This window comes from Streptomyces sp. NPDC003379 (genome assembly GCF_053589195.1).
Window position 1 is genome coordinate 1 of sequence record NZ_JBSFRK010000079.1, and the last position, 22,546, is coordinate 22,546.

Sequence of the window (22,546 nt, forward strand, 5' to 3'; positions counted from 1 at the left end):
GGTCCACGAGGTGCACCAGACGGGCCTGCGCGGTGTCCGTGCCGCCGACGCCGTGCGCCCCGGCCGGGCTCTCGTACGCGCAGGGACCCTCAGGCGTCGTCGTCGCCCGGCTTCTCGCCGGTCTCGCCCTCCGCGGAGTCGACCTCGGACTCAAGGCCCAGCTGCTCGACGAGCCAGCGGTCGAACTCGATCGCGGCGCGCACCCAGCTGACGGTCGACGACACGAAGTGCTCCAGGGAGACTCCGGTGCCGATCAGCATCTGGGCCTCGCCGATGAGGCGGACCGTGCCGTCGTCGTGCGTGTGGCTGTAGACCTTCGGCCACAGCGTGCGGCGGTTCCAGTCGTCGATCGACTCCAGAAGCTGCTGCTTCTGCTCGATCTGGTGGGGCCGGTCGTAGAACGTCCGCACCGAGAAGACCTGCTGGTCGTCCTCGCCACGGAACATGAAGTACGTACGGAACTCCTCCCACGGCGCCGCGAGGTCGCCCTCGTCGTCGACGACGTGCTTGAGCTCCATCTGGTCCAGGAGCTGCTTCACCAGGTCCTGGTCGGGGACGACGGGGCCCGCCGGTCCTGCGCCCTGCTGCGGTTCGGGCTGTCCCCCGAAATTCGGAATCGAGGACGGGTCGATGCTCACGTGCTTTGTCCCTTCGTATGGATGGGCCCATCCTCTCCCAGGATGGGCCCTCGGGGGCAACCCCGGCTTCTCGCCTGCCGGGTTTCCGCCGGGCAGACGGGACGCCGCTACAACGACTTACCCGCAGGGGCGTCCGTCGTGGGGCCCACGATGAGGCCGTCCTCGAAGCGGTCCACCCGGACCACGTCGCCGTCCTTCACCTCGCCCGCGAGGATCTCCTTCGCGAGGCGGTCGCCGATCGAGGTCTGGATGAGGCGCCGCAGGGGACGCGCGCCGTAGGCCGGGTCGTTGCCCTCGTCGGCCAGCCAGGCAAGGGCCTCCGCGGTGATGTCCAGGGTGAGGCGGCGCTCGGCGAGCCGCTTGGCGAGGCGGTCGATCTGGAGGCGGGCGATGTGCGCCAGCTCGTCCTTGGTGAGCGCGGAGAAGACGACCAGGTCGTCGAGCCGGTTGAGGAACTCGGGCTTGAAGGACGCTCGTACGACCTCCAGGACCTGCTGCTTCTTCTCCTCCTCGGAGGTGAGCGGCTCCACCAGGTACTGGCTGCCCAGGTTGGACGTCAGGACCAGGATGGTGTTGCGGAAGTCCACCGTCCGCCCCTGCCCGTCGGTGAGCCGCCCGTCGTCGAGGACCTGGAGCAGGATGTCGAAGACCTCGGGGTGCGCCTTCTCGACCTCGTCGAGGAGTACGACGCTGTACGGGCGCCGCCGCACCGCCTCGGTGAGCTGGCCGCCCTCCTCGTACCCGATGTAGCCGGGAGGGGCGCCGACGAGCCGCGCGACGCTGTGCTTCTCGCCGTACTCGCTCATGTCGATGCGGACCATGGCCCGCTCGTCGTCGAAGAGGAAGTCCGCGAGGGCCTTGGCCAGCTCGGTCTTGCCGACGCCGGTGGGGCCCAGGAAGAGGAAGGAGCCGGTCGGGCGGTCGGGGTCGGCGATCCCGGCGCGGGTGCGGCGTACGGCGTCGGAGACGGCGCGCACGGCCTCGGTCTGGCCGATGAGCCGCTTGCCCAGCTCGTCCTCCATGCGCAGCAGCTTCTGCGTCTCGCCCTCCAGGAGGCGCCCGGCGGGGATGCCGGTCCAGGCTCCGACGACGTCGGCGATGTCGTCGGGGCCGACCTCCTCCTTGACCATGGTGTCCTTGGACTGGACGGCCTCCTCCTCGGCCTCCGAGGCGGCTTCGAGGTCGCGCTCCAGGGTCGGGATCTCTCCGTAGAGCAGCTTGGACGCGGTGTCGAAGTCGCCGTCCCGCTGGGCGCGCTCGGCCTGGCCGCGCAGTTCGTCGAGCTTCTCCTTCAGCGCGCCGACGCGGTTGAGGGACTCCTTCTCCTTCTCCCAGCGTGCGGTGAGGCCGCGCAGCTCCTCCTGCTTGTCGGCGAGGTCGCGCCGCAGCTTCTCCAGGCGCTGCTTGCTCGCCGGGTCGGTCTCCTTGCCGATCGCCAGCTCCTCCATCTTCAGCCGGTCGACGGCGCGCTGGAGCTCGTCGATCTCGACGGGCGAGGAGTCGATCTCCATACGGAGCCGGGACGCGGCCTCGTCGACGAGGTCGATGGCCTTGTCGGGCAGGAAGCGGGAGGTGATGTACCGGTCGGAGAGGGTGGCGGCGGCCACCAGGGCGCTGTCGGCGATCTGGACCTTGTGGTGCGCCTCGTACCGCCCCTTGAGCCCGCGCAGGATCGCGATGGAGTCCTCGACGGACGGCTCGGCGACGAGGACCTGCTGGAAGCGCCGCTCCAGAGCGGGGTCCTTCTCGATCCGCTCGCGGTACTCGTCGAGGGTGGTGGCGCCCACCATGCGCAGCTCGCCGCGGGCGAGCATGGGCTTGAGCATGTTGCCCGCGTCCATGGCCGAATCCCCGCCGGCGCCCGCGCCGACGACGGTGTGCAGCTCGTCGATGAACGTGATGATCTGCCCGTCGCTCCCCTTGATCTCGGAGAGGACGGTCTTGAGCCGCTCCTCGAACTCGCCGCGGTACTTGGCACCGGCGACCATCGCGCCGAGGTCGAGGGAGACGAGCCGCTTGTTCTTCAGCGACTCCGGCACGTCGCCCTTCACGATGCGCTGGGCGAGGCCCTCGACGACGGCGGTCTTGCCGACGCCGGGCTCACCGATGAGCACGGGGTTGTTCTTGGTGCGGCGGGACAGCACCTGGACGACCCGCCGGATCTCCTGGTCCCGCCCGATGACGGGGTCGAGGCGCCCTTCGCGGGCCGCCGCGGTGAAATCGGTGCCGAACTTCTCCAGCGCCTTGTACTGACCCTCGGGGTCGGGTGTGGTCACCCGGCGCCCTCCCCTTGTCGTCTCGAATGCGTTCAGCAGCTTCTTGTCGGTGGCCCCGTGCTTGGCGAGGGCCTCCCCGGCCCGGCCGCCCTTGGCGGCGATGCCGATGAGCAGATGCTCGGTGGAGAGGAACTCGTCACCCAGCTCCTTCGCGCGCTTGGCGGCGTCGGCGATGACGGCGAGCAGCTCGCGGTTGGGCTGCGGCGGCGCGACGGTGGACCCGGTCACGCTGGGCAGCGCGGCGAGGACCCGCTCGGTGTCCGCGCGCACGGCCGCCTGGTCGGCGTCGACCGCGGCGAGCAGGTCGGTGATGTTCTCGTTCTCCTGCCCCTCCAGCAGCGCCAGCAGCAGATGCGCGGGGGTCAGGTCCGGGTGCCCGTCCTGTACGGCCCGGTCACCGGCCGCGTTGATGGCGGCCCGGCTCCTGTTGGTCAGCTCTGCGTCCACGTGCGCTTGTCCTCCTTACGGAATCCCACCACTGGTCAGGGGACGGGTTCCCCTCACGCTGACTTCATCAACGTACACAAAGTTGAGTCTATTCCACTCAAGGAGAGCCTCGGAAGGCAGGGCGGCTATGTTCCGGTCCATGAGCCCGAACGCATCGCCACCGATCGACCCGCGCGATCCGCCCGCGTCCTACCTCAGCTTCTGGCGCGAACGGCACCTGTGCACCTTGACCACGCTGCGCCCGGACGGCACTCCGCACGTGGTGCCGGTCGGCGTGACGTACGACCCGGAGGCCGGGGTCGCCCGCGTCCTCGCGCGCAAGACGAGCCGGAAGGTCGTGCACATCCTCGCGGCGGCGGGCGCGGCGGACGGGCCGGGGGCGCGGGTGGCGGTCTGCCAGTTCGCGGGCCGGCGCTGGGCGACGCTGGAGGGCCGCGCGACGATCAGGACGGAACCGGCGGCCATCGAGGCGGCGGAGCTGCGCTACGAGGCGCGCTACGAGCGGCGTCCCTCGCCGAACCCGGACCGGGTCCTGATCGAGATCGAGGTTACGCGGGCGCTGGGCAAGGCGTGAGCCGAATGGCCGGGCACGGGCTCGGCACGGGTCTCCGTGCACACCACAGCGGCGCCACCGTGTTCAGGTCCACGGTGACGCCGCTGCTGGGGGAAGTGCCTGCGCGATTTACAACGACGGGGGAATCGCGTCAGGCACTGCGGGGGGTGGCTGTGATGCTGCTGTCCGGAGCGCTCGTCATGGCGCCCGGATCCTGCTGTTCCTGCTCTCCGACGAGCTGGTGGTCGCGCCGGTCGAGATTGACGAACACCATCCCGTACCGAATGGCACACCGCACGGGCTGCGGCGCGCCTCGCGGCCGCCGCAGGCACCGGTAGGCCCGGATCTCCTCCTCGTCGTCGCGGGTGACGACGATCGGCTCACCGAGGAGGGTCACCATCAGCGAGTCGCCGCGATGGGGGATCGCGGTGACGAGATCGATGAAGTGCCATCCGGAGCGGTAGGCGGTGGCCATTTCCCGGCGGAAGGTGCGGTCGTCAGGAGGAGTACTCATGCCTCGGCAACTCCCGTCCCAGAGAGACCGGCGTTGCTGTCGGCGCTGTCGGCGGGCACCGCGTTCCAGACGATGTCGTCCGTCGACAGGGCGCGGCCCCAGACGATGTCGTCCGTCGAAGTGGAGGCCCAGACGATGTCTCCCATCGGCGTGGAGGACCCGACAATGTCCGGCGGCGCCGGCTTGGACTCCTGAACGACCGCCGTCGCGTTCCCGGTTTCCGCACCCAGTTCAAGACCACTGAACGCGCTGATGGCCAACCCAACGGAGAAGGCACCGACAAGTACCGAGCGAAGCTTTCCCTTGCACATAGCGGGCTTCGTCCTCACTTCCATAGCGACTCTCCCCCGGCCTTCCAAGACGATGGCTCATTCAGCCATCCGAACACCACAGAAGAGATGCATCATGTTCCTGCACGTTCAGGACCCTGGGGGGTGGAGGAATGACAACAAAAAGCCCAATTGGGACACATCCACACTCCGTGGTTGCACTCTGCGCCGAAGGCAAGCGTCTCTACGCCAGCGCACTGCGCTCCGGACGGGTCCGCCGCAGCGAAGCGGAGGCCGCACCATGTCTGATGGAGTTCGCCCTCCTGCACCCTGATCCGGAGGACGTCGACTGGCTCCGTCCGGCTCCGCCCACCTCGGTGTTGGCGCAGCGCCTCCATCCCCTGGAACGGGAAATCCTGGAGCGCAGGACCCTCGCCATCGAACTTACCGACGCTTTTGAGCCATTCATGGCCATCAGTGCCCAGGACCGGCCGACCGACCACGCCATCACGGTCCTGGAGGGCGCCACCCGCATCAACGCGGCGATAGACGCCGCCACCGCGGAGTGCCAGTCGGAGATCCTCACCGTGCAGCCCGGCGGCGGACGCAGCGAAGCGGTGCTCACCGAAGCCGTGCAGCGGAGCCAGGGCATCATCGAGCGCGGCATCACGATGCGCACGCTCTATCAGCACACCGCCCGGCACAGCCAGGGAACCATCGCCTACGCCGAGTACATGCGCCAGGGCAAGGTCGAGGTGCGCACCCTGGAAGAGCTCATCGAACGACTGATGATCTTCGACCGGACGGTCGCCTTCATACCTGCCCAGGACGACCGCCAGGTCGCCCTGGAGCTCCGCCACAGCGGCCTGGTCGGATATCTCGCCAAGGTCTTCGAACAGCTCTGGCGGCGCGCCTCCCCGCTCCTGGACGAGGCCCCCTACGACCCGCCGACCGGCGGCATCACGGGCGTGCAGCGCTCCATCGCCAAGCTCCTCGTCGAGGGCCACGTCGACGAGGCCATCGCCCGCCGCCTCGGCATGAACGTCCGCACCTGCCGCGCCCACATCGCCAAGATCGCCGCCGCACTGGGCAGTGGCAGCCGCGCCCAGCTCGGCTACCTCATCGCCCAGTCGGGAATTCTCGCCCACGACCGCCCGAGGTGACGATCCCCGCCCCACCCCTGGACAGCCCCGCACGGAAGTAGACACTTCAATGAGGGGCCGTCCTCCCCTCCGCGTCCCCCTGCATACAATCGCCGCGCTTCAACTGAGCGGGAGGGAGCGCACATGACCAGCGAGCACGCGCCGCACACCGTGGAGGAACCCTGCGAACCCACCGCCACGGCCGCCCCTGAGATCACCGTCCTCGACGGCCTGGAACGCATCAACTCGGCCATCGACCGCGCCATGAGCGAGGTCACCGAGGAGTTCCTCGCCATCCAGCCCGGCGGCACCCGCCCGCCCGAGACCTTGGCCGAAGCCTTTCCCCGAGACCAGTCGATCCTCAGCCGGGGCTGCCGGATGCGGACCCTCTACCAGCACACGACGCGCCACTCCCTGCCCGTACTCGCCTACTTCGAGCAGCTCGACGGCGACGCCGAGGCCCGCACCCTCGACGAGGTGACCGACCGCCTCTTCGTCTTCGACCGGACCGTGGCGTTCATCCCGGCGAGCAGGGACCGCAGCATCGCCCTGGAGCTGCGCCACCCGGCCCTCGTCGAGTACTTCGCCACCACGTTCTGGCGGCTGTGGCGGCTGGCCACGCCCATGTGGCCCCAGGCCGCCCCGCAGGTCTCCGAGGGCGGCGTGACACCCCGCCAGCGCGCCATCGCCGGCCTCCTCGTCGAAGGCCTCACCGACGCCGAGATCGCCGACCGCCTCGGCATGAACATCCGCACGGCCCGCGTCCACATAGCCAAACTCGCCGCCACCCTCGGCAGCGAGAGCCGGGCCCAACTGGGCTACCTCATCGGCCAGTCCGGCGTCCTCGACCTCGACCTCGACCGGGACTAGGCCGGACACGGCCTGGCGTCTCAGGCGTCCGCGCCCGCCAGCCACTCCCTCAGCAGCGCCTCCCTGACGGCCGCCCGGGGAGAACCCCCCTCATGGCGCCGCCCCCACTCCGCCATCGCCGCCAGCGTCGTCATGAGCGTGCCCGCGCCCTCCGTGAGGCGGGCCAGGAGCGCGCGGGAAAGGTCGTACTCCGTGGTGGAGTAGCCGACCGCCGCCGCGGTGTACGCCGTCAGCTCCGCCTCCCCCTCGGCGCCGCCGACCCGGACCGTCATCTTCGGGGCCTCGTCCGAGCCGCCCAGACCGACCGTCAGCACCAGGTCGACGGCCACGCCCACATGGCGCTTGAGCGACTTCACCGGGACGTCCTCGATGGCCAGGGAGCGCACGTCCTCCCACGGCCAGAACCCCGACTGCCTGTCGCCGAGGGCCGCCACGCCCTCCGGCGTCAGGCGCACCCCGGCAGCCAGTCCGGACGGCTTCGCGCCCACGTACACATCGCCCTCGGCGATCCAGAACAGCCCCACCATGGCCATGGAAAACCACTTCCCCCAGAACAGACACACGACAAGCACTTCAGGTCGGCCACCACAACGCCCGAAGGGGCCGGGAGGTTCCCCTCCCGGCCCCTTCGCGACCGAGCCGACAAACGGACAAGCGCGCGGTCTCAGTCCGTCGCCCTCTTCGGGCGCCAGACCACCAGCGCGCTCGCCTGCTGCACGTCCTGGTACGGGACGAGGTCGCGGCGGTACGAGGCGTGCACCGCCGCTTCACGTTGCTGCATCGCGGCGGCGGCTCCCTCCACGGCCGCGGAGAGCTCCGCGACACGGGACTGGAGCGCGGCGACCTGGTTCTCCAGCTCGATGATGCGCTTGATGCCGGCGAGGTTGATGCCCTCCTCCTGCGACAACTGCTGCACGGTGCGCAGCAGTTCGATGTCGCGGGCGGAGTAGCGGCGGCCGCGGCCCGCCGTGCGGTCCGGGGAGACCAGGCCCAGGCGGTCGTACTGCCGCAGGGTCTGCGGGTGGAGGCCGCTCAGCTGGGCGGCCACCGAGATGACGTACACCGGCGTCTCGTCGGTGAGTTGGTACGCCCTACTGAATCCGGACTGTCGACGACGGCCGTCCATCTCATGCTCCCTTCGCGGCCTGGAACAGTTCTGCCCGCGGGTCGTCCCCCGCGGTCGCCTCGCGGTAGGACTCCAGGGCTTCCTTCGCCCCGTCGCTCAACGACGTCGGGACCGACACCTCGACCGTCACCAGAAGGTCGCCCCGCGTGCCGTCCTTGCGGACCGCGCCCTTGCCGCGGGCCCGCATTGTACGGCCGTTGGGCGTGCCCGGGGGCAGCTTCAGGGTGACGGCCGGGCCGCCGAGCGTCGGGACCTTGACCTCGCCGCCCAGCGCCGCCTCGGGGTACGTCACCGGCACCGTGACCGTGAGGTTGTCGCCCTTGCGGCCGAAGACGGGGTGGGTGTCGACGTGCACGACCACGTACAGATCACCGGCCGGGCCGCCCCGCTCGCCGGGTGCGCCCTTGCCGCGGAGCCTGATCCGCTGGCCGTCGCTCACCCCCGCCGGGATCCGCACCTGCATGGTGCGGGAGGACTTCGCGCGTCCCGAGCCGCCGCAGACCTCACACGGGTCCTGGGCGATCAGGCCCCGGCCCTTGCAGTCCACGCACGGGTCGGTCAGCGAGAAACCGCCGCCGCCGCCCCGCGAGACCTGGCCCGTGCCGACGCAGGTCGGGCACACGCGCGGCGTGCCGTTCTTGTCGCCGGTGCCGGAACAGGCCTTGCAGGCGGCCTGGGAGGACATGCGCAGCGGCACCGTCGCGCCGTCCACCGCCTCCGTGAAGCTCAGCGTGACCTCGGACTCGATGTCCTGGCCGCGCCTCGGCTGCGTACGCGTGCCCGTACCGGCACCCGCGCCGCCGCGGTTGAACAGGCCCCCGAAGACGTCACCGAGACCACCCCCGAAGCCGCCGCCGGCCGCCCCACCGCCACCCGGGGCGCCGCCTCCGAAGAGGTCACCCAGGTCGAAGTTGAACGATCCGCCGCCGCCGGCTCCGGGACCCTGCCGGAATCCGCCGTTGCCGAAGAGAGCACGCGCTTCGTCGTACTCCTTGCGCTTCTTGGGGTCACCGAGGATGTCGTTCGCCTCGGAGATCTCCTTGAAGCGCTCCTCCGCCTTGGCGTTGCCCTTGTTGGCGTCCGGGTGGTTCTCGCGGGCGAGCTTCCGGTACGCCTTCTTGATCTCGGCCTCGGTGGCGTCCTTGGGGACGCCGAGGACCTTGTAGTAGTCCTTCTCGATGAAGTCCTTGGTGCTCATCCCCGACGTCCCTCCTCACTCGTCTCGCTGCCGTCAGCCCTTGTCCGGGCCACCGGTCTCCTTCTCGTCCGAGCCCTCCGCGGGGGCCGCGGGGCCCTCGGCACCCTCAGCGGATTCGTCGCCCTTGACCGTCTGCGCGCCGGGCTGCGGCTCGGCGACGGCCACCCGCGCGGGGCGGATGGTGCGCTCGCCGATGCGATACCCCGGCTGCAGGATCGCGACGCACGTCGTCTCGGTGACGTCCGGTGCGTAGCTGTGCATCAGGGCCTCGTGGATCGTCGGGTCGAAGGGCTCGCCCTCCTTGCCGAACTGCTGGAGGCCCATCTTGGCGACGACGGTCTCCAGCGCCTCGGCGACCGACTTGAAGCCACCGACCAGCTCGCCGTGCTCACGGGCGCGGCCGATGTCGTCGAGGGTCGGCAGGAGCTCGGAGAGGAGGTTCGCCGAGGCGATCTCCTTCACCGTCACCTTGTCCCGCTCCACCCGGCGGCGGTAGTTCTGATACTCGGCCTGCAGCCGCTGGAGGTCCGCCGTGCGCTCGTTGAGCGCGGTGCGCACCTGGTCCAGCTGGGCGGTCAGGCCCACGTCCTGGGCGGACGTCTTGCTGTCCGCGTCCCCGGCCGGGGACGCCGGGCCCTCCTCGATGGAGGGCTCGGCGGCCTTCGGCGCCGCGTCATCAGGGGTGGCGCCAGAGGGGACGTCAGGCTTGTCGGCGCTCTCGCCGAAACCCGGGGTCTCCTCGGTCATCAGGCGGCGCCACCCTTCTGGTCCTTCTCGTCGTCGACGATCTCGGCGTCGACGACTCCGTCATCTTCCTTGGCCTGCTCGCCACCGGGGGCCGCGCCCTCGGCGCCGCCCGCGGCCTGCGCGCCCTGGGCGTCGGCGTACATGGCCTGGCCCAGCTTCTGCGAGACGGCGGCGACCTTCTCGGTGGCGGTGCGGATCTCGGTCGAGTCCTCGCCCTTGAGCTTCTCCTTCAGCTCGCTGACGGCTTCCTCGACCTCGGTCTTGACGTCACCGGGGACCTTGTCCTCGTTGTCCTTGAGGAACTTCTCCGTCTGGTAGACGAGCTGCTCGCCCTGGTTGCGGGACTCGGCGGCCTCGCGGCGGCGGTGGTCCTCGTCCGCGTACTGCTCGGCCTCCTGGCGCATGCGGTCGACCTCGTCCTTCGGCAGCGAGGAGCCACCGGTGACGGTCATCTTCTGCTCCTTGCCCGTGCCCAGGTCCTTCGCGGTCACGTGCATGATGCCGTTGGCGTCGATGTCGAAGGCGACCTCGATCTGCGGGACACCGCGCGGGGCCGGCGGCAGGCCCGTCAGCTCGAACATGCCGAGCTTCTTGTTGTACGCCGCGATCTCGCGCTCGCCCTGGTAGACCTGGATCTGGACGGACGGCTGGTTGTCCTCGGCCGTCGTGAAGATCTCGGAGCGCTTGGTCGGGATCGTGGTGTTGCGCTCGATGAGCTTCGTCATGATCCCTCCCTTGGTCTCGATGCCGAGGGACAGCGGGGTCACGTCGAGGAGCAGTACGTCCTTGACCTCGCCCTTGAGGACACCGGCCTGGAGGGCGGCGCCGATGGCGACGACCTCGTCGGGGTTCACACCCTTGTTGGCGTCCTGGCCGCCGGTCAGCTCCTTGACGAGCTCCGCGACGGCGGGCATACGGGTCGAACCACCGACGAGAACGACGTGGTCGATCTCGGAGAGCTGGATGCCCGCGTCCTTGATGACGTTGTGGAACGGCGTCTTGCAGCGCTCCAGGAGGTCGGACGTGAGCTGCTGGAACTGGGCGCGCGTGAGCTTCTCGTCCAGGTGCAGCGGGCCCTCGGCGGAGGCCGTGATGTACGGCAGGTTGATCGTGGTCTCCGTGGAGGAGGACAGCTCGATCTTGGCCTTCTCGGCCGCCTCGCGCAGGCGCTGGAGCGCCATCTTGTCCTTGCCCAGGTCCACGCCGTGGCCGTTGTTGAACTGCTTGACCAGGTAGTCGACGACGCGCTGGTCCCAGTCGTCACCACCGAGGTGGTTGTCGCCGTTCGTGGCCTTCACCTCGACGACGCCGTCGCCGATCTCAAGAAGCGAGACGTCGAAGGTGCCGCCACCGAGGTCGAAGACCAGAATGGTCTGGTCGTCCTTGTCGAGGCCGTAGGCCAGGGCGGCGGCCGTCGGCTCGTTGACAATACGCAGGACGTTCAGACCCGCGATCTCACCGGCCTCCTTGGTGGCCTGGCGCTCCGAGTCGTTGAAGTACGCCGGGACGGTGATGACCGCGTCCGCGACCTTCTCGCCCAGGTACGCCTCGGCGTCGCGCTTCAGCTTCTGGAGGATGAACGCGGAGATCTGCTGGGGGTTGAACCCCTTGTCGTCGATGTCCACCTTCCAGTCGGTGCCCATGTGGCGCTTGACCGACCGGATGGTCCTGTCGACGTTGGTGACCGCCTGACGCTTGGCCACCTCGCCGACCAGCACCTCGCCGTTCTTCGCGAAGGCGACGACGGACGGCGTGGTCCTGGCGCCTTCGGCGTTGGTGATGACGGTGGGCTCGCCGCCTTCGAGAACGCTGACGACGGAGTTAGTCGTGCCCAGGTCGATGCCGACCGCACGTGCCATTTCGGTTCCTCCAGATGTACTTCTTGAGTGGATCTGGCTCAAGGATGCATGAGGGCTTCGCCGGAGTCAACAGAGCTGAGTCGGGTGGGCTCAACTCTTATCCAGCGCTTACGCGCAACCCGGCGCCACGCGAGCCACGCTCGCCTGCGGGCGCGCCGTGGCCGGTCGCGCAGTTCCCCGCGCCCCCGCGGGGGCACCTTGCGGCAAGGGTTGCCTGAGCGACACAGATCACCGCCGGGCTGGCTACAGTGCGGCGGAGTAAATGGGTAGTCTCAGACGGACTGCATAAGTTACCGCTTAGTAATCACTCGTAGTCCGCTACGAGGAACCGCCTCGCAGGCCCGAGGAGCCCCCGAATGCAACTCGCCGCGATCATCGTGTCGCTGGTCCTGACCGTGGTCGGCGTAGCGCTGCTCGCACGCGCCATCGGCCAGTTCGTCCGGTACTTCAAACTCGGACAGCCCGTACCCGCAGGACGCAGGACCGAAAACCCGTACCAGCGAAGCGTCACGCTGGTCAGGGAGTTCCTCGGTCATACGCGCATGAACCGGTGGGGCATCGTCGGCTTCGCCCACTGGTTCGTGGCCATCGGCTTCCTGACGCTGCCGCCGACGATCATCACCGCGTACGGCCAGCTCTTCCAGGCCGACTGGACGCTGCCGGTCATCGGCGGCTTCCTGCCGTACGAGCTGTACATCGAGTTCATCGCCGCCATGACGACGCTCGGCATCGCCACGCTGATGGTCGTCCGGCTGCTGAACCTGCCCTCGCGCCCCGGGCGGAAGTCCCGCTTCGCGGGCTCCAAGATGGGCCAGGCGTACTTCGTCGAGTACATCATCCTCACCATCGGCCTGGCGATCTACGTCCTGCGCGGCCTTGAGGGCGCCCTGCACCACGTCGACGGCTACGAACCCGCGTACTTCGCCTCGTACCCGCTGGTGCTGCTCTTCAAGGGCATGAGCGTCGCGACGCTCCAGACGCTCGTCTACCTCACCGCCATGATCAAGCTCGGCACCACCATGATCTGGATGATCACGGTGAGCCTGAACACCAACATGGGCGTCGCCTGGCACCGCTTCCTCGCCTTCCCGAACATCTGGTTCAAGCGGGACGCGGACGGCTCCACCGCCCTCGGCGAACTCCAGCCCATGACGTCCGGCGGCAAGCCCATCGACTGGGAGGACCCGGGCGAGGACGACACCTTCGGCGTCTCCCAGGTCGAGCAGTTCTCCTGGAAGGGCCTGCTGGACTTCTCCACCTGCACCGAGTGCGGCCGCTGCCAGTCGCAGTGCCCGGCCTGGAACACGGGCAAGCCGCTCTCCCCCAAGCTCCTCATCATGTCGCTGCGCGACCACGCGCACGCCAAGGCGCCCTACCTGCTCGCGGGTGGCGGCAAGACGATGGAGGGCGAGGAGAAGGCCACGCCCGAGCAGCTCGCCGACGTCCCCGCGGCCGCTCTCGCCGAGGCCGAGCGCCCCCTCATCGGCACCCTCGAAGAGAACGGCGTCATCGACCCGGACGTCCTGTGGTCCTGCACCACGTGCGGTGCCTGCGTCGAGCAGTGCCCGGTCGACATCGAACACATCGACCACATCGTCGACATGCGCCGCTACCAGGTGATGATCGAGAGCGCGTTCCCGTCCGAGGCGGGCACGATGCTCAAGAACCTGGAGAAGAAGGGCAACCCCTGGGGCCTCGCCAAGAAGCAGCGCGTGGAGTGGACCAAGGAGGTCGACTTCGAGGTGCCGATCGTCGGCAAGACGGTCGACGACCTCACCGAGGTCGACTACCTCTACTGGGTCGGCTGCGCGGGCGCCCTGGAGGACCGGGCCAAGAAGACCACGAAGGCCTTCGCGGAGCTGCTGCACATCGCGGGCGTCAAGTTCGCGATCATGGGCGGCGACGAGAAGTGCACCGGTGACTCGGCCCGCCGCCTCGGCAACGAGCCGCTGTTCCAGCAGCTCGGCCAGGAGAACGTCGCGATGCTGAACATGGCGTACGGCGAGGACGAGGACGACGAGTCGACTCGTAAGCCCAAGTCCGCGAAGAAGATCGTCGCCACCTGTCCGCACTGCTTCAACACCATCGCCAACGAGTACCCGCAGCTCGGCGGCGAGTTCGAGGTCATCCACCACACGCAGCTGCTCCAGCACCTCATCGACGAGGGCAAGCTGATCCCGGTGACCCCGGTCGAGGGCCTCATCACCTACCACGACCCGTGCTACCTGGGCCGCCACAACAAGGTCTACACGCCGCCGCGCGAGATCATGTCGGCCGTCCCCGGCCTGCGCCAGCAGGAGATGCACCGCCACAAGGAGCGCGGCTTCTGCTGCGGTGCCGGCGGTGCCCGGATGTGGATGGAGGAGCGGATCGGCAAGCGCATCAACACGGAGCGGGTCGACGAGGCGTTGTCCCTCAACCCCGACATCGTCTCCACCGCCTGCCCCTTCTGCCTGGTCATGCTCACCGACTCGGTCAACGGCAAGAAGAACGACGGCAAGGCGAAGGAGTCCCTCCAGGTCGTGGACGTCGCGCAGCTGCTGCTCGACTCGGTGAAGACGCCGGTCGACCCGGCGGGCGAGGCGGAGTCCGTCGACGCGCCGGAGCCGGAGCCCGTCAAGTAGGGCTTGAGGCTCTCTCCTCCTTCAGGCCGGTTCCGCCTCTCGGGGCGGGACCGGCCTTTCGCTTACGTCAAGGGGTACGGCGCCCAGGTCGCACCACACGAGCTTGCCCTGCGGACCGCTGCTCGCCCCGGGAGCGCACCACCCCCACCCGTCGGAACACTCCCGTACGAGGCCGAGCCCTCTGCCCGCCTCGTCCGACGCGGACGCCCGCGCCGGGCACGGTGGTGTGGGGTCGGTGTCCCACACCGCGATGCGGAGGGTCGCGCCCGCGCAGTACAGCCGGAGCGACGCAGGCCCCTTGGTGTGCTGCACGGCGTTGGCGACCAGCTCCGTCGCGAGGAGTTCGGCGGCGTCGGCGAGGTGCGGCAGTCCGTGTGCGCCCAGGATGAGGCGCAGTGCGTGGCGGCTCACGGTGACGGACCGGGGATCGTTGGGGACGGTGAGGCTGTACGCCCAGGGCGGTTGCATTGCGTGGTCGGGCGCATGGTCGGTCACTGGCATCGGTGCACTCCGTTGTGCGGGGAGGGAGTTGGCGGTTTCACGGCGACCGTGCGGCGGTGGCTGTGTCGCGTCCGCCATGGCAGGGCGGGGCGGTGCGCTTCCGAGGTCCGGGGACGCGGTGTGTGCGGCGCGTCACTGACGGTAGAGACTAAGGTTAGTCTCGCGCAACCCTCCGTCGTACTCTGGTCACCCAATGGAGCGACCAACGCCCCGATACGTAGCCCGCCTTGGGCGGCGCGGGAGGTTCATGTGCCAAGGAAACAGCCCACTGCTAGGCAAGAGCGGCTCGGTCGCGAGTTGCGCAAGATGCGTGAGGCGGCGGGGCTGACGGCACGTGAGGCCGCGCGATTGCTCGGTGCGGTTCCCGTGACGATGAGCCAGATCGAGACCGGGGTCGCGGGCGTCAGCGAGGTCCGAGTACGGCGACTGGCGTCGCACTACTCCTGCGCCGACGGGGAGTTGATCGACGCGTTGGTGGCTATGGCCACAGATCGGACGCGGGGCTGGTGGGAGGAGTACCGGGAGTCATTGCCACCCGTGTTCGCGGACTTGGCGGAGCTGGAACATCACGCACAGTTCATGCAGGTGATCGGTACCGCGCACGTTCCAGGGATGCTCCAGACCGAGGACTACGCCCGGGCAGTTCTCTCCTATCGGGTGCCAAACCTTCCGCACAGCGAGCTGGAGCTGAGGCTGGCTCATCGCATGCGGCGCAAACTGGTTCTTTCCGAGGAGAGATCGACACCGTTCGAGGCGGTGCTGCACGAATCCGTTTTGCGCACCCGTGTCGCGGATCGACGCGTGGCCCACTCCCAACTCCACGCGCTCCTGGCGGAGTCGGAGCGCACTCACATCACGGTGCGAGTCGTCCCGTTCGACGTCGACGGCTTCGCCGGAGCGAGCTCGATGATGCTGTATGTGGGTGGTCCCGTGCCCGCGTTGGACACCGTCCAGCGGGACGCGCCGTACGGATCAGCGTTCCTCGACGCTTCCGCTCAGCTACTGGCCATGCGAACACTCTTCCGTAAGGTAGAAGCAGCGTCTCTTGAGCCCGCCTCGTCGCGGGACCTCATCTACCGTCTGGCGAAGGAACTTTAAAGTGGCCCAGTGGCAGAAGTCCTCCTTCTCGGGCCCGGGTGACGGCAACGAGTGCGTTGAACTCGCGCACGCCAGCGGCACCCTGCTGCTCCGCGAAAGCGAAGACCCCGACCGCATACTCGCCCTCACCCCGCACGCCGTGGCCGCCCTCCTCGGCAAGCTCCAGTCTTCCTGACCGCGAGGAGCTGCACGCCATGCCCCACTGGCAGAAATCCACGTACTCCGGTGGCGGTGACGGCAACGAATGCGTCGAACTCGCCCGCGCCACCGGCACCCTGCTGCTCCGCGAAAGCGACGACCCCGACCGCGTAATCACCCTCACCCCACACACCCTGACCGCCCTGCTCGGCAAGCTCCAGTCACCGCGACCGTAAGACCGGCCCCCGCACCGACCCCCGGGCGGCGAGCCGGGGGCTGGGGCACCTCACGGCCACCACGTCGCCCCCGTCGCACAACCCTTCGTACACCTCGCGAGTCACACTCCCGGAAGCCAAGCCCTGCCCAAAGGCTCACGCAGGGCCCGTAGATGCCCTGCCCCGCCCCACTTCTGGGAGTACCACGTGCGCGTAAGAAACCTGGCCGCCACCGCCACCGTCGTGGCTCTCGCGGCTGCGGGGCTGACGCTGCCGCTGGCCGGTTCGGCGAGCGCCGCATCCACCCTGAAGGACGACTTCAACGGCGACGGCTACCGCGACCTCGCGATCGGCTCGCCGCACACCAACTCCGTGACCGTCACCTTCGGTTCGGCGTCCGGCGTCGCGAGCAACCGGGCCACGACGCTCACCCAGGATTCGATCCACGTGCCCGGCGTGACCGAGCCCGAGGACGAGTTCGGCGAGAGCGTCACCACCGGTGACGTGAACCGCGACGGCTACGCCGACCTCATCGTCGGCGCCCCCGGCGAGAAGGTCGACGGAAAGCCCTCCGGCTCCGTCACCATCGTCTGGGGCAGCAAGGGCGGCTTCACCTCCGGCGGCCGCGTCGTGAACTCCCCGGCGGACACCGCGGGCCGCTTCGGCGAGGCCACCGCCTGGACCGACCTCGACTACGACGGCTCCCCCCAGCTCGCCGTGATCAGCGGCGACAACTGGTGGTTCTACAGCGACGGAAACGAATTCGACCGCCCGTTGGGCCTGGAGGTCGACTTCATCCCCGAGGGCGCCCGCCTGGACGGGATGATCGCGGGCAACTTCAAGTACAAGGACGGCGTCGGCTTCGTCCTGTACGGCGAGCGCGCCGACGGCGGCGCCTGGACCGCCCACATGTACGGCGGCGTCGGCGACTACGGCTACCAGGCCGAGATCATCGCCGAGGGCGACGACCCGACCGCCACCCGCTCCGCGGCCACCGCCGGTGACGTCAACGGCGACGGCTACGACGATCTGATCACCGGCAACCCGCTCAACGGACGTGGAGGGAAGGGCGGTTCCGTCAGCGTCCGGTTCGGCGGCGACCGCGCGTTCGGTGCCCCAATGACGTACAACCAGGACAGCGCGGGCGTGCCCGGCGCCGACGAGGCCGACGACCACTTCGGCGCGTCCGTCTCCGCGGGCGACGTGACCGGTGACGGCCTGCCCGAGCTCGCGGTGGGCGCGCCCGGCGAGACCGTCGGCACGGTGGCCGACACCGGCAGCGTCACGCTCCTCAAGCCCTCGGGGGGCGCGTTCACCTCGGGCAAGGCCTGGCACCAGGAGACCGCGGGCGTGCCCGGCGTCGCCGAGCCGGGCGACCACTTCGGTACGTCCGTACGCCTGAAGGACATCAACAAGAACGGCAAGGCGGACCTGGCCACCGGCGCCACCGGCGAGGACATCGACACGACCCGGGACGTCGGCGCCGTGTGGGTCCTGCGCGGCACGGCGACGGGCCTGACCGCGTCCTCCGTGACGTCCTTCAACGGCCAGGACTTCGGCGTCGGCGGCGTGAACGCGGGCTTCGGACACACTCTGCGCTGACCCCGGCCCGCGCCGACTCCCTTCTCGGCGCAAGCCGCTCAAGCTCAAGCCGCTCAAGCTACTCAAGTTGGAGAAATCTAAGTGACTCAGCACGTGCGGAAGCCCGCGCGGAACAGGCTCATCGCGGCGGGCGCCCTCTGCGCCGCCACCGCCCTCGGCATCACGGCCCTGACGGCGGGCGGCGCGTCCGCCGCCGAGCCCTCGAAGCCCCGCGCCGACTACAACGGCGACGGCTACGCGGACCTCGCGGTCGGCGTACCCGGCGCGACGGTCGGCGGCAAGGCCAAAGCCGGTTACGTCAACGTCGTCTGGGGCGGCGCGTCCGGCCTCGGACAGCACGGCTCGGTGACGGTCAGCCAGTCGACCGCGGGCGTGCCCGGCACGGTCGAGGCGGGCGACAAGTTCGGTACGGCCGTCGACTCGAACGACATGAACGGCGACGGTTACGCCGACCTGATCGTCGGCGCCCCCGGCGAGGCCATCGACGCCGCCCAGGGCGCGGGCACCGTCACGATCGTGTGGGGCTCCGCGAGCGGATTCAAGGGCGGCTTCACCGCGGCCTCCGGAGGAGACGACGAATCCCGGGGCTACGGGGCGCTGCTCACCACCGGCGACTTCGACAAGGACGGTGACAACGACATCGCCCTGAACACCCACTTCGACGAGAGCAGCTCACTCGCGATGCGGGCGGGCCCGTTCACCGCGGGCTCACCCGCCACGCTCTCCAAGATCCAGAGCTGGCACTTCGGCGGCCCGACCCTCGTGACCAGCGGCGACTTCGACGGTGACGGCGGTGACGACATCGCCGTGGGGTACAACGGCATGGAGATCGCCGGCACCTCGGTGCTCAGCCGGGCGTCCGGTGAGTGGAAGGGGCTGTGGTCCACCGGCGACAGCAGCAGGACCGCACTGGCCGCCGGTGACTTCGACGGCGACGGCACCGACGACCTCGCCATCGGCAACGTCCAGCCCAACCCCGAGTCCGAGAGGACCGCCTGCGAGGACCGTCTCGGCGGCGCCATCCTCACCGTCTACGGCAAGAAGGACGGCACGCTCGGCGACGGCGGCTCCTCCTGCACCACGCAGGCGAGCCCGCAGGTCGGCGGCGACGCTGAGGCCGATGACAACTTCGGCGCGCACCTCGCGTCCGCCAACCTCGACAAGGACGGCATCGACGAGCTGATCGTCGGCGCGGACACCGAGGCCATCGGCACCGCGAAGAGCGCCGGCTCCTACTGGGTCCTCGCCTCGCTCGGCACCGGCGAGGGCCTCGTCGGCCCCTCCTTCAGCCAGAACTCCACGGACGTGGCGGGCACCGCGGAGGCGGGCGACCGCCTCGGCGCGGCCGTCACCACCGGCGACTACAACGGCGACACCTACCCGGACATCGCGGTCGGCGCGCCGGGCGAGGACGGCAAGGGCGGCGTCTGGTACGGCGCGACCCCGAAGGACGGCCCGAACCCGCCGGTCACGTCGGTGACGCCGGGCAAGCTGGGCCTTTCCGGGTCCACGGAGTACGGGGCTGTGCTGGGCCGGTAAAACACCGGATTCGTCGAATTCATACCCAAGCGGGAGACCGCTCGGGGCGGGGGCCGCTCGGGGCGGGGGCCGCTCGGGGCGGGGGCCGCTCGGGGCGGGGGCCGCTCGGGGCGGGGGCCGCTCGGGGCGGGGGCCGCTCGGGGCGGGGGCGGGGGCCTGGACATGTACTGGGGCACCGCCCCGACGCCGTGCCGCGCCCCGCCCCGTTCCGCCCGGCAAAGGCGCGCACAACCCTCCCTCAACTCCACCTGTCAGACAGGTGACGTAACGGCTTGACCACTCCGTTCAGAGCGGCGGCACCCAAGCGCCGTCGCTCGCCCCAGAGTTGCCGTACCGACCCCGAAGAGTTGGAGCCCTCATGCGCCCCCGCCCACACACCCGCACCCGCACCCGCAACCTCGCCCTGGCCGCGGCCACCGCGCTCGCCGCGACCGGCCTCGCTCTCCCCCTCGCGACCACCGCGACCGCCTCGGTCACCTCGGAGCGCACCTCTGAGCCCACCGAACCCACCCCCCTCACCAGCGACTTCGACGGTGACGGCTACGCGGACCTCGCCGTCGGCGTGCCCTCCGGCACCGTCGACGGCAAGGCCAGGGCCGGTTACGTGAGCGTCGTCTTCGGCGGCGAGGGCGGCCCCGGCTCCAGCAACGTACGGCGCATCACGCAGGCCACCGTCGAGGTGCCCGGCACCCCCGAGACCGGCGACCGCTTCGGCGGCGCGGTCACCACCGCGTACGTGGACGACGACAAGTACGCCGACCTCGTCATCGGCGCCCCCGGCGAGGACATGGACGGCAAGGCCGACGCGGGTTCCGTCACCGTCCTGTACGGCACCGGCGACGGCTTCGCCCTGGCCAACACCGCCGGCCGCGGCGAGAAGGCCGGCGACGCGTACGGAAACTCCCTGGTCGCCGCCGACTTCACCGGCGACACGGACGTCGACCTGGCGATCGGCGGCAAGGACAAGGTCGTAGCCAACTTCAACCCGTACGCGGCCCGCACCGAGCCCGTCATGGCCAAGTCCATGGGCGGCCGCGCCCCCGTCATGACGACCGGCGACTTCGACTCCGACGGCCGCCCCGAGCTGGCCGTCGCGTACTACACGGAGAACGCGCCCGACATCCAGTCCCACGTCCTGCTCTACCGCTACAGCACGGACGAGCGCCGCTTCGACCTGACCTGGAGCAGCGACAACAGCGCCGCCAACGCGCTCGCCACCGGCGACTTCAACGGCGACGGCCACGACGACCTCGCGCTCGGCAACTGCCGCGAGATCGCCGACGAGAACATCGACGACCCCTGTGGGCCCGAGGAGATCGCCAAGGGCGGCGGCATCCACATCCACTACGGGGACGGCGACGGCCTCGTATGGGAGGGCCAGACCCTCAACCAGGACACCCCGGGCGTCCCGGGTGTCGCCGAGACGGGCGACGACTTCGGCAACGCCCTCGCCGTCGCGGACATCGACGGCGACGGCAAGGACGACCTGATCGCGGGCGCCCCCGGCGAGGCGATCGGCAGCGCGGCGCGCGCGGGCGCCGTCACCGTCCTGAAGGGCGGCGCGAAGGGCATCCTCGACGCGTCGGGCGCGGCGAGGGCGGTCGCGTACCAGCAGGACTCCCCCGGCATCCCCGGCGCCGCCGAGAAGGGTGACCTCTTCGGGGCGGCGCTCGCCACCGCCGACCGCAACGGCGACGGCCGCCCCGACCTGGCCGCCGCCGCCCCGGGCGAGAACGCCTCGGCGGGCGGCGTCTGGAACCTGCCCTCCGTCACGGCGTCCGGCACCACGGCCGTCACCCCGAACTCGATCGGGCTGCCCGCCTCTTCGCACCCGTACGTGTATGGAGCGGTGCTGGGCCGCTGATCCCGCCCTGCCCGGTCGGTCGGCCTCGGCCTGTGGCACACCCCCCTGTGGCAAACCCCTCAGGGTTCCCCTAGGGGTTGTCACAGGTCGGCCGCAAACCCTCTCTCCTCCCGAGGAGGGACGACCCGCCCCCGTAAGACCAGGTACGTTCGATTCGTGGCTGGATTCAGGATCGGACGCGGCCGGGACAACCGCGCCCCGCAATCGCGACCGCAATCGCGACCGCAACAACAACCGCGGCAGCAGCCGTACGGGCAGCAGGCCCCCCAGGGGCAGCAGCAGCCGTACGGCTACCCACCCGCGCCGCCGAACCCGCAGCAGCGGCAACAACAGCAGTACGGCGGGGGCGGCCCCCCGTACGGCGGCGGTGGCCAGCAGCAGTGGCCGCAGGCCGGCGGCGGCGGTGGCGCTCACGGCGAGCCGGAGTACTTCGGCGGCCCCGACGGCCAGGGCCACGGTCAAGGCCAAGCCCACGGCCACGGCCACGGCCCCCAAGGGGGCTACGACCCCTACGCGGCCAACAACCCCGGGCACACCCAGGCCTTCTCCATCGGCGAGGACCCCTACACCCAGGGCGACACGTACCGCGCGGGCCAGGCTCCCGCGGCGCCCATGGGCCCGCGCCTGCACTGGAAGGACCTGCTGCGCGGCATCGTGCTGCGCCCGGGCCCGACCTTCCTCCAGATGCGGGACTACGCGATGTGGGCCCCTGCCCTCGTCGTCACGTTCCTCTACGGCCTGCTCGCGATCTTCGGCTTCGACGACGCCCGCTCCGACGCGATCAACGCCACGCTGTCGTCGGTGGTCCCGTACGTCCTCACCACCGGTGTGGCGATCACCATCAGCGCCTTCGTCCTGGGCGTCGTCACGCACACCCTCGCCCGCCAGCTCGGCGGCGACGGCGCCTGGCAGCCGACGGTCGGCCTCTCCATGCTGATCATGTCCCTGACGGACGCGCCCCGTGTGATCGTGGCGCTGTTCCTGGGCGGCGGCCAGACGTTCGTCCAGCTCCTCGGCTGGGCGACCTGGCTCGCGGCGGGGGCGCTGCTCACGACCATGGTGAGCAAGTCACACGACCTGCCGTGGCCGAAGGCGCTGGGAGCGGCGTCGATCCAGCTGCTGGCGATCCTGTCGATCATCAAGCTGGGCACGTTCTAAACGACGCACGTACATGTACGTACACGTACGTACATAGGAGAAGGGCGCCGTGGGGGTCCACCTCACCCCGGGCCCCTGGAGACGAAAAGCCGCGGAAAACAAAACGGCGGGGGGGGCCGCGCGATCCAGACCCCCCCCCCGCAACCCCGGGGGCGCGGCGCGCCAACC

General features: G+C 70.0%; 20 protein-coding genes and 1 pseudogene. 11 read left to right on the forward strand and 10 right to left on the reverse strand.

The annotated features are described in order from the left end of the window. Positions 1–89: 89 nt before the first annotated feature. Positions 90–638 (reverse strand): YbjN domain-containing protein, encoded by a 549-nt coding sequence (locus ACWDVB_RS38215; protein ID WP_451519507.1) that lies wholly within the window; start codon positions 636–638, stop codon positions 90–92. 107 nt (positions 639–745) lie between these two features. Further along, positions 746–3,361, reverse strand: a complete 2,616-nt coding sequence (clpB, locus tag ACWDVB_RS38220; protein ID WP_451519508.1) for an ATP-dependent chaperone ClpB — start codon at positions 3,359–3,361, stop codon at positions 746–748. Positions 3,362–3,500: 139 nt separating this feature from the next. Here clpB and ACWDVB_RS38225 point away from each other — a divergent pair, with 139 nt between their 5' ends. After that, a complete protein-coding gene (locus ACWDVB_RS38225; RefSeq protein WP_451519509.1) occupies positions 3,501–3,935 on the forward strand; it encodes a pyridoxamine 5'-phosphate oxidase family protein in 435 nt (144 codons plus the stop codon). A gap of 130 nt (positions 3,936–4,065) precedes the next feature. On the opposite strand, the gene ACWDVB_RS38230 is transcribed toward ACWDVB_RS38225, so the two are convergent. Further along, on the reverse strand, positions 4,066–4,428 hold the full coding sequence (locus tag ACWDVB_RS38230) for a hypothetical protein (protein ID WP_451519510.1): 363 nt from the start codon (positions 4,426–4,428) through the stop codon (positions 4,066–4,068). Then, positions 4,425–4,763 (reverse strand): hypothetical protein, encoded by a 339-nt coding sequence (locus tag ACWDVB_RS38235; RefSeq protein ID WP_451519511.1) that lies wholly within the window; start codon positions 4,761–4,763, stop codon positions 4,425–4,427. Before ACWDVB_RS38235 ends, ACWDVB_RS38230 begins: the two co-directional genes overlap by 4 nt. A gap of 107 nt (positions 4,764–4,870) precedes the next feature. Between ACWDVB_RS38235 and ACWDVB_RS38240 the strand changes: the two genes are divergently transcribed. Next, positions 4,871–5,860 (forward strand): helix-turn-helix transcriptional regulator, encoded by a 990-nt coding sequence (locus tag ACWDVB_RS38240; RefSeq protein WP_451519512.1) that lies wholly within the window; start codon positions 4,871–4,873, stop codon positions 5,858–5,860. Between the two features lie 186 nt (positions 5,861–6,046). Beyond that, positions 6,047–6,709 (forward strand): annotated as a pseudogene (locus ACWDVB_RS38245) (helix-turn-helix transcriptional regulator); the annotation flags it as partial. A gap of 20 nt (positions 6,710–6,729) precedes the next feature. Here the strand turns inward: ACWDVB_RS38245 and ACWDVB_RS38250 are convergent. The 5 genes from ACWDVB_RS38250 to dnaK all read right to left on the reverse strand — a co-directional run bounded on the left by ACWDVB_RS38250 (position 6,730) and on the right by dnaK (position 11,639). After that, positions 6,730–7,242: a hypothetical protein gene (locus ACWDVB_RS38250; RefSeq protein WP_451519513.1), complete on the reverse strand. Its 513-nt coding sequence runs from the start codon at positions 7,240–7,242 to the stop codon at positions 6,730–6,732. Between the two features lie 131 nt (positions 7,243–7,373). Then, complete coding sequence (locus ACWDVB_RS38255; RefSeq protein WP_451519514.1) at positions 7,374–7,835, reverse strand: heat shock protein transcriptional repressor HspR; 462 nt, start codon at positions 7,833–7,835, stop codon at positions 7,374–7,376. 1 nt (position 7,836) lies between these two features. Next, positions 7,837–9,033 (reverse strand): molecular chaperone DnaJ, encoded by a 1,197-nt coding sequence (dnaJ, locus tag ACWDVB_RS38260; RefSeq protein ID WP_451519515.1) that lies wholly within the window; start codon positions 9,031–9,033, stop codon positions 7,837–7,839. A 33-nt stretch (positions 9,034–9,066) separates the two neighbouring features. Further along, complete coding sequence (gene grpE, locus ACWDVB_RS38265; protein WP_451519516.1) at positions 9,067–9,780, reverse strand: nucleotide exchange factor GrpE; 714 nt, start codon at positions 9,778–9,780, stop codon at positions 9,067–9,069. After that, complete coding sequence (gene dnaK, locus ACWDVB_RS38270; protein WP_451519517.1) at positions 9,780–11,639, reverse strand: molecular chaperone DnaK; 1,860 nt, start codon at positions 11,637–11,639, stop codon at positions 9,780–9,782. The genes grpE and dnaK overlap by 1 nt, the downstream gene beginning before the upstream one ends. Before the next feature lie 356 nt (positions 11,640–11,995). Here dnaK and ACWDVB_RS38275 point away from each other — a divergent pair, with 356 nt between their 5' ends. Next, positions 11,996–14,263, forward strand: coding sequence for a (Fe-S)-binding protein (locus ACWDVB_RS38275; RefSeq protein ID WP_451519518.1), 2,268 nt, complete (start codon positions 11,996–11,998; stop codon positions 14,261–14,263). Between the two features lie 21 nt (positions 14,264–14,284). Here ACWDVB_RS38275 and ACWDVB_RS38280 read toward each other — a convergent pair whose 3' ends face one another. Continuing rightward, complete coding sequence (locus ACWDVB_RS38280; RefSeq protein WP_451519519.1) at positions 14,285–14,764, reverse strand: ATP-binding protein; 480 nt, start codon at positions 14,762–14,764, stop codon at positions 14,285–14,287. Positions 14,765–15,013: 249 nt separating this feature from the next. Here ACWDVB_RS38280 and ACWDVB_RS38285 point away from each other — a divergent pair, with 249 nt between their 5' ends. The 7 genes from ACWDVB_RS38285 to ACWDVB_RS38315 all read left to right on the forward strand — a co-directional run bounded on the left by ACWDVB_RS38285 (position 15,014) and on the right by ACWDVB_RS38315 (position 22,378). Then, on the forward strand, positions 15,014–15,862 hold the full coding sequence (locus ACWDVB_RS38285; protein WP_451519520.1) for a helix-turn-helix domain-containing protein: 849 nt from the start codon (positions 15,014–15,016) through the stop codon (positions 15,860–15,862). A gap of 1 nt (position 15,863) precedes the next feature. Beyond that, positions 15,864–16,037 carry a DUF397 domain-containing protein gene (locus ACWDVB_RS38290; RefSeq protein ID WP_451519521.1) on the forward strand — a complete coding sequence of 58 codons (174 nt, stop codon included), beginning with the start codon at positions 15,864–15,866 and terminating at the stop codon, positions 16,035–16,037. Positions 16,038–16,056: 19 nt separating this feature from the next. Continuing rightward, positions 16,057–16,236 (forward strand): DUF397 domain-containing protein, encoded by a 180-nt coding sequence (locus ACWDVB_RS38295; protein ID WP_451519522.1) that lies wholly within the window; start codon positions 16,057–16,059, stop codon positions 16,234–16,236. A 186-nt stretch (positions 16,237–16,422) separates the two neighbouring features. Continuing rightward, the gene (locus ACWDVB_RS38300; RefSeq protein WP_451519523.1) at positions 16,423–17,817 is read left to right on the forward strand and encodes an FG-GAP-like repeat-containing protein; all 1,395 of its coding nucleotides are present in this window, start codon (positions 16,423–16,425) and stop codon (positions 17,815–17,817) included. Between the two features lie 81 nt (positions 17,818–17,898). Next, on the forward strand, positions 17,899–19,356 hold the full coding sequence (locus ACWDVB_RS38305) for an FG-GAP repeat protein (RefSeq protein ID WP_451519524.1): 1,458 nt from the start codon (positions 17,899–17,901) through the stop codon (positions 19,354–19,356). Positions 19,357–19,714: 358 nt separating this feature from the next. Then, a complete protein-coding gene (locus tag ACWDVB_RS38310) occupies positions 19,715–21,220 on the forward strand; it encodes an FG-GAP-like repeat-containing protein (RefSeq protein WP_451519525.1) in 1,506 nt (501 codons plus the stop codon). A gap of 156 nt (positions 21,221–21,376) precedes the next feature. Then, complete coding sequence (locus ACWDVB_RS38315) at positions 21,377–22,378, forward strand: Yip1 family protein (protein ID WP_451519526.1); 1,002 nt, start codon at positions 21,377–21,379, stop codon at positions 22,376–22,378. Positions 22,379–22,546: the final 168 nt, after the last annotated feature.